Here is a 6,255-nt window from a genome sequence, read left to right on the forward strand (position 1 = left end):
CACACCGGCCGTGAGCAGCGCCGCCGCCGCGACACCGCCCCCCACCGTCGCCAACACCCGACGCCCGGGCATCAGACCACGCCGCCCTCGCGTCGGCTCGGCGGCGAACGTCGCGGCGAACTTACCGGGCGAATCCTGCTTGTCCTGTGTCATCGATGCCTCGTGATCGAAACGGTCGGAACGGAGGGAAACGGAGGGACCGCGAGTGGATGGGCCGGAGCGTCGGCACCGGACGCGGGAAGGACCCGGACGCGGGTCATGGGCAGCCTCGTCCCATCCCTGCGGCCGACGACGATGACGGCCTCCGTGTCGGGGACGGAACGTCCCGGGGCGTCGGTGGGTACGCCTCCGTGAGGAACGGTACACCGCCGCGCCTGTCGGGAGACCGGTGTCCCCCGCGCTTCCCGGTGAGCCATGTCGCGCCGCGGCGGCGGGAGTTGAACGGCGATCGATCACCGACGGACGGGCCGGTGCCACCCCCGTGCGGGCCGTCCGGGGCCGGTGGGCCGGGTACGGTCCCCGGCCCACCGGCCCCGGGAGCGGCCCCGCGCCGGTTCGGGTCAGGCGGTGTCGGGGGCCGGTTCCGTCTCCATGAACTCGATGAGGCGCGTGGCCAACCACTCGGGCTCGTCCAGGGACACGAACGCGCGGGACCTCTCCGCGATCACCACGGAGGCGTTCGGGAAGCACTCGGCCAGACGGTGCGCGTGGGCCAGGGGGAAGAGCGGGTCCTTCCGCGACCACGCGATCAGCACCGGCCGGCGATAGTCGCCCAACCGGGGCACGACCTTCCGGGTGACCTCCGGTCGCAGGGTGTGCAGCAGACCCGTCAGGTCCCGCTGGACACCGCGGTCGTGCGGGAGGGCGCCGAGCAGTTCGGCGAGTTGCCGGTCGGGCACCGGGCTGCGGGCGACGAATTTCATGAGCAGCCGCCGGAACGGCCGGCCCCGCAGGCCGACGCAGATACCGCGGATCAGCGGCGGGAGCGCGGCGATCGGGCGCAGGGGGGTCAGCAGCCGGGGCGGGCAGTTGTCGAAGGCGTCCGAGGGCAACAGCACCAGCCGCGAGAAGAGGGTCGGCTCGCGCACGGCGGCGATCTGCGCGATCGCGCCGCCGGTGTCGTTGCCCACCAGCACCACCGGGCCGGGCAGGGTGCGGGCGAGGTTGAGCACCCGGTCGGCGTGCGCGCCCGGCGAACGGTCCGCGTCCGCGGCCAGGGCCGTGCGGTGCCCGCCCAACGGCAGGTCCGGCAGGACCACCCGGTACCGGTCCCCCAGACGTTCCACCAGTGGGTCCCAGACGTGGCCGTTGACCATCATCCCGTGGACGAACAACAGGGTGGGACCGTCGTGGCCCGCCCTGCGCACGGTGATGACGCCTCCGTCGGTCGCGACCTGCTCGCTCTCGTACCGCATGGAACCCGGGGCCTCCCTCTCCGATCCCACCCGTTGATCACCGGCCCGTGAATGCCGTGAATGCCGTGGCCGAACGCCCGGTCGTCGAGGGTGAGCGAGGAACTCAGCCCGTCGTCCCCGACCGGGAGGCCCGCCAGGGGGTCGGGCACCCGGTGCCCGGCCGGGAAGTCGCGGTGGCACATCCGTCCCCGGGCCGACCGACGCGCGCGGCATGCCGCATGACGACATCGACATCATCCCGGTCGATACGGCTCGTGACGTGGGAAGGGGAGATTTTGTCCACCGAACGGTCGGACAGTGTCGCGATGTATTCGATCAGGTTCCCGGGGACGGTGGTGACCCCGGTGTCGGCCGCTCGGCTCGCCTCGGCGTTCCTCCGCGTCGGGCGGGTGGTTCCGGTCGGGTGAGGTGCCCACCGTCGTCCCCGAGCGCGGGTTGTCGACCATCGGACCCGGCGGGCGGCGGCTGCTGCCCGTGACGCCGACCACGTCCTCGCCGGACCCGGCCCCCGGGGCCCGCGTCCCGGAATCGGAGTTCTCGTCCCGGGCGTCGCAAAGGGGCCACCCGGCCGGGGCGGGCCGGCCGCGCCCCGGCCGATGGCGCCCGCCCGGTCCCGGGCGGAGGCGATTTCGCCCCGCGCCCGCGGCCGATCCTTTTCCGTGAACAAAGGCTTTTCGCGAACCGTCAAAGGGATACGACCGCAACGTTCCGCGACTCGACTCCGTGGGAAGCCGTGGATACCGGCAAAAACAAGCCATGGCGGTTACCAAAAGGTGAGTGGGAGCGGAACATCGAGAACTTGACCGGCGCGATCGACTCTGCGAACCTGACCAATCCGCCGAAAAGGAGGGTGAGGGGTCACCACCGTTTCGACGGCTTCAAGGTGCTCGAAAGCCAATCCGTTTCGACGCTCACTTGTCCCGCGTCGAATTTTTGAAAATGTGGAGGATGTTCAATGGCGGGCAACGATCGTTCCCCGGTGACGGTCATCGGTCCGGGACTCATGGGACAGGCGTTGGCGGCCGCTTTTCTCAGGGGTGGGCATCCGACGACCGTCTGGAACCGCTCTCCCGAAAAGGCGGACGACCTCGTTCGGCAGGGAGCGGTACTCGCGTCCACCCCGGCTGGGGCGGTGACGGCCGGCGAGCTGGTCGTCGTGTGCCTGTCGACCTACGACGTGATGCACGAGATCCTCGACCCGCTGGAGGGAGTCCTGTCGGGGCGGGTGCTCGCCAACCTCACCTCCGGTTCCTCGGAGCAGGCCCGTGAAACGGCCGCGTGGGCCTCCGAGCGGGGTGCCGAGTACCTCGACGGCGCGATCATGGCCATCCCCGCGACCATCGGTGCGGCCGAGTCCGTGCTCTTCCACAGCGGCTCCCGAAGCGCGTTCGACAGGCACGAGACCACGCTGAGGCAGTTGGGCGGCCGTACCACCCACGTGGGCGAGGACCCCGGTCTCGCGGCGCTCTACGACGTCGCGCTGCTGGGCGTCATGGGGGGGCACCCTGAACAGCTTCGTCCACGGTGCCGCGCTGCTCAAGAGCGCGAACATCGATGCCAAGACCTTCCTGCCGTGGGCCACCGGGTGGGTCGACGCCGTCAAGCTCTTCGCCACCGACTACGCGGGCCAGATCGACGCCGGGGACGGCGAGTACCCGGCGAACGACGCCACGTTGTCGACCCACTTCGCCTCGATCGAACACCTGCTCCACGAGAGTGAGGTACAGGGCGTCAACACCGAGCTGCCGACCTTCGTGCACTCCCTGGTGAAGCGGGTCATCGACAAGGGATACGGCGACAACAGCTACGCGGCCATGATCGAGCTCTTCCAGGACCCGAAGGCCTCCTCCCGGGCCCGGTCGGAGTAGAGACCGGCCGCCCGGGCACTGGTCACCCACACCATGGTCAACCAACCGGTGGAGGGCCAGCCGCGGGCGATCTCGGAGATGACCTTGCTCTGTTCGGCCACGCCGAGGTCGAGGCCGCCGAGCCTTCGGGGGACCGCCATGCGGAACACACCGGCCTTCTCCAGGAGTTCGATGTTCTCCTCCGGGATCCGGCGCCGCTTCTCTGCCTCGAGGCCGTTCTTGCGGAGTGTGGGAACGATGTCCCGCACCGCGTCGAGCAGGGTCACCAGCTCGTCATTCGTGGACACGTGTGTGCTCCTCGGGTTCCGGGATTGCTTCGGGCACACGCCACTGACGGACCGCGAGCGAACAACCATATGACGGTAACCGAAAATATCCCACCTGCCCCCGATTCCGCTCCGATTACCAGTCGATTACCGAGCGGTGGGTGGAACGTGGACCAATTCGCCATTCGGACTGTCGGCCGCCGGCGGCATGGCACGGGTGAACACCATGTGGCCTGATCTCGTTACCGGGGCAACCGACTTCAGTACCCCCGTCCTGGACAAATGCACCGGCCAGGACTGGTTCCGGCCCGCGGGTGAGCTGGAGTGGAACTGCTACCGGACAATCTCCGTTCAGCCGTGACGCGGTCGACCCCGAACGGGCCTTCCAAGAACTGGGGTTCGGCTCCATGACCGTCGTCGAGCCGCGCGACCGGCTGACCGCGGCCACCGGATCGCGACTCCCGGCGACCTCGGTCTTCGGCCACCCGTCGTCCACCGCCCTGGCGGTCCACCTGCGGAGGCGGCCGGCACCCGGGGCGGCCGTCGCCGTTCCGCCCGTGCTCGCCGAACTCGACAGGGTCGAAGAGCTTCTGGCGACCGTCCCGGACGCACGGTGTGGGACGCCCCTGGCCCGGGGCGAGGTCGGCGTTCGCCACGGCACGGACGGCACCGGAAAACCTGCGCCCTCGTCGAAGGGACGGCGGAGCGTCCGTTCGGACGGGGCGACGGGGAATTCACGCACACCGATCGGCGGTCGCTCGTCGGGGGGTGGGGGCCCGCTCCATCGCGTCGAGCCCCACCACGGCCCGATCGGGGAGGACCACGCGGCTCTCGGGGCGTGGCAGCAGCAGAGCCGACCCCTGCGGCCGCCTTTCCCCTCCTCCCTCGGCCCGGCGGCTTCCCGGAGGGGTCCCGGCCCCCGGCCGGTGTCGCGCACCCGGGGAAGCCCGTGCGGGAAGAACCGGGGGCCCGGTACTGCGGGTGGGGTCACCTCGACGGCGTCCCCGCCCGGGTGCCGACCCCGGCGCCGACGGCCTCGGTGTCCTCCCGGTACCCCGGCTCCGGCGGGGTCGGGACGGCGGGCGGAACGCCGTCCCGGTCCCCCTTGATGTACTCCCCCAGCAGGTCAAGCGTCTCGATCAACCGTCCCGGCCAGGTGGGATCACGCAGAAACGGTCCATCCGCCTCGGAGAGCACCGCCTCGACGCGACAGTGCCCGGCTTCCGGAGTCGGATGCCTCCCGGGGGCCTCCCCGGCCGACGAGCGGAACGTTCCGCCCTCCCCCACCGGGGCGTGCGGTTCGAGGACGGCGGCGATCCTCCGGGCGAGCTCCGCCATCCGCGTGACCTCACCGTCCCGGTGGGCCTCGCGCAGCCGGACGACGAGGGTGAGGAGCGTGTCGCGCTCCCGGGTCGGCTCCTCGATCACCGCCGGGGCCCGACAGGCGCGACACCCGCACATCGCGTGCTCCTTCCGGGGTCAGTACGACGGGTCGGACACCCGCCGGGACACGGCGTGGCGCACCCCGGTGCCGGTGAACAGGAGTGCCGCCGGCGAGGCCACGGCCGGCAGCACCAAACCGATCGCGGCGGCGGCACGAAGCCGCCCAACCCACCCGCGGCGCCGACGACACCGCTGACCGGGCCCACCCGGTCCGCCGGGGCCAACAGGGCGACCAGGGCGAACACCGCGCCGCTGCCCGCGCCGAGCGCGGCGGCCATCGCCAGGAAGGCGATCGTGCCCACCGGCATCAACGCCGGGGTCATCGACCGCGCCAGGGCCCCGGCGAGCACCACGGCCAACGAACCCCCGGGACCCGGACCGGACCGAAGCGGTCCGAGAGCCGGCCCCCGGTGGGCCGCATGGCCACCGCGAGCACCACGAAAACGCGGGGAACGAGGAGTGCCCGACCAGCCCCATATACAGCACGGGCACGATGGTGGCCGCGAAACCAGCGGGAACATCCCCCGCCCCCCGAAACGGTCGGCCGGCGCGCCCACGGGTATCCGCCCCGGCGGACCGACCACCACCGGCACCGCCACCAGCAGCGACTGCCGGAAGGAGGACAGGTTCAGGCTCTCCTTGAACCACGGGCCGAGCGGACTGAGCAGTGCCCGGGCCCAGAAGTTGACGGCGAAACCCGCCGTGGCCGGCGCCGGCATCAGCCACGCCCGCCCGGGGACGGACCTCGCCGGCACTTCGCTGTGGTCTCCCGACGGCTGCGTCATACCGTCCCTCCCTCCTGGTCGTGCCCGGTCGTGGCGTGCGGGTTACGGTCGTCGGTCCGGAGCCGGAGGCTTCCCGAGCGGTGATCGTGAGCCGGTGCCACTATGCGCGTACCGCGTCACGGGAGGCGTGGGCCCACCGGCCTCACCGTCGGGACCGCGGGCCCTCCGGGGCCGGGCCCGATGCCGGGTGTCACCGGCCGCGCGGGCCGGTCGGTCCCGGGGCGGGACCTTCGGCCCCGGGGCGGACCCCCCGGCCGGCGCCTAGCTTTCCGACCATGGGGAACGGTGGAAACGCGTGGGCGGGAACGCGCCGGGACCGTCCGGGGGTGGACGGCCCCGGCGCGGCGGCTGTCGAGCCGGCGGATCCGGCCGAGCGACCTCGCCCCGCCGGCCTCTCCGCAGCCCCCGCGTCGGGCGCCGCGGCTCCGGACGAACCGGCGGACCGGGGGGACAGGGGGGACCGGGACCTCGGGTGCTG

Annotated in this window: 3 protein-coding genes and 2 pseudogenes; 1 reads left to right on the forward strand and 4 read right to left on the reverse strand. The window is 72.1% G+C overall.

Annotation, left to right across the window (positions count from 1 at the left end):
• Positions 1-560: 560 nt before the first annotated feature.
• The gene (locus tag FNQ90_RS09520; protein WP_182605966.1) at positions 561-1,415 is read right to left on the reverse strand and encodes an alpha/beta fold hydrolase; all 855 of its coding nucleotides are present in this window, start codon (positions 1,413-1,415) and stop codon (positions 561-563) included.
• Between the two features lie 955 nt (positions 1,416-2,370).
• Here FNQ90_RS09520 and FNQ90_RS28765 point away from each other — a divergent pair.
• Positions 2,371-3,283, forward strand: a pseudogene (locus tag FNQ90_RS28765) (NAD(P)-dependent oxidoreductase).
• Here the strand turns inward: FNQ90_RS28765 and FNQ90_RS09530 are convergent.
• From FNQ90_RS09530 to FNQ90_RS27190, 3 genes and pseudogenes are all read right to left on the reverse strand, one after another.
• Positions 3,220-3,570 carry an acyl-CoA dehydrogenase family protein gene (locus FNQ90_RS09530; protein WP_182605967.1) on the reverse strand — a complete coding sequence of 117 codons (351 nt, stop codon included), beginning with the start codon at positions 3,568-3,570 and terminating at the stop codon, positions 3,220-3,222. The pseudogene FNQ90_RS28765 and the gene FNQ90_RS09530 overlap by 64 nt on opposite strands.
• Before the next feature lie 966 nt (positions 3,571-4,536).
• Positions 4,537-5,010 carry a hemerythrin domain-containing protein gene (locus tag FNQ90_RS09535; RefSeq protein WP_182605968.1) on the reverse strand — a complete coding sequence of 158 codons (474 nt, stop codon included), beginning with the start codon at positions 5,008-5,010 and terminating at the stop codon, positions 4,537-4,539.
• 18 nt (positions 5,011-5,028) lie between these two features.
• A pseudogene (locus tag FNQ90_RS27190) lies at positions 5,029-5,777 on the reverse strand (hypothetical protein).
• Positions 5,778-6,255: the final 478 nt, after the last annotated feature.

Origin of the sequence: Streptomyces alkaliphilus (genome assembly GCF_014141535.1) — a bacterium.
In the GTDB taxonomy this organism is placed as follows: Bacteria; Actinomycetota; Actinomycetes; order Streptomycetales; family Streptomycetaceae; genus Streptomyces; species Streptomyces alkaliphilus.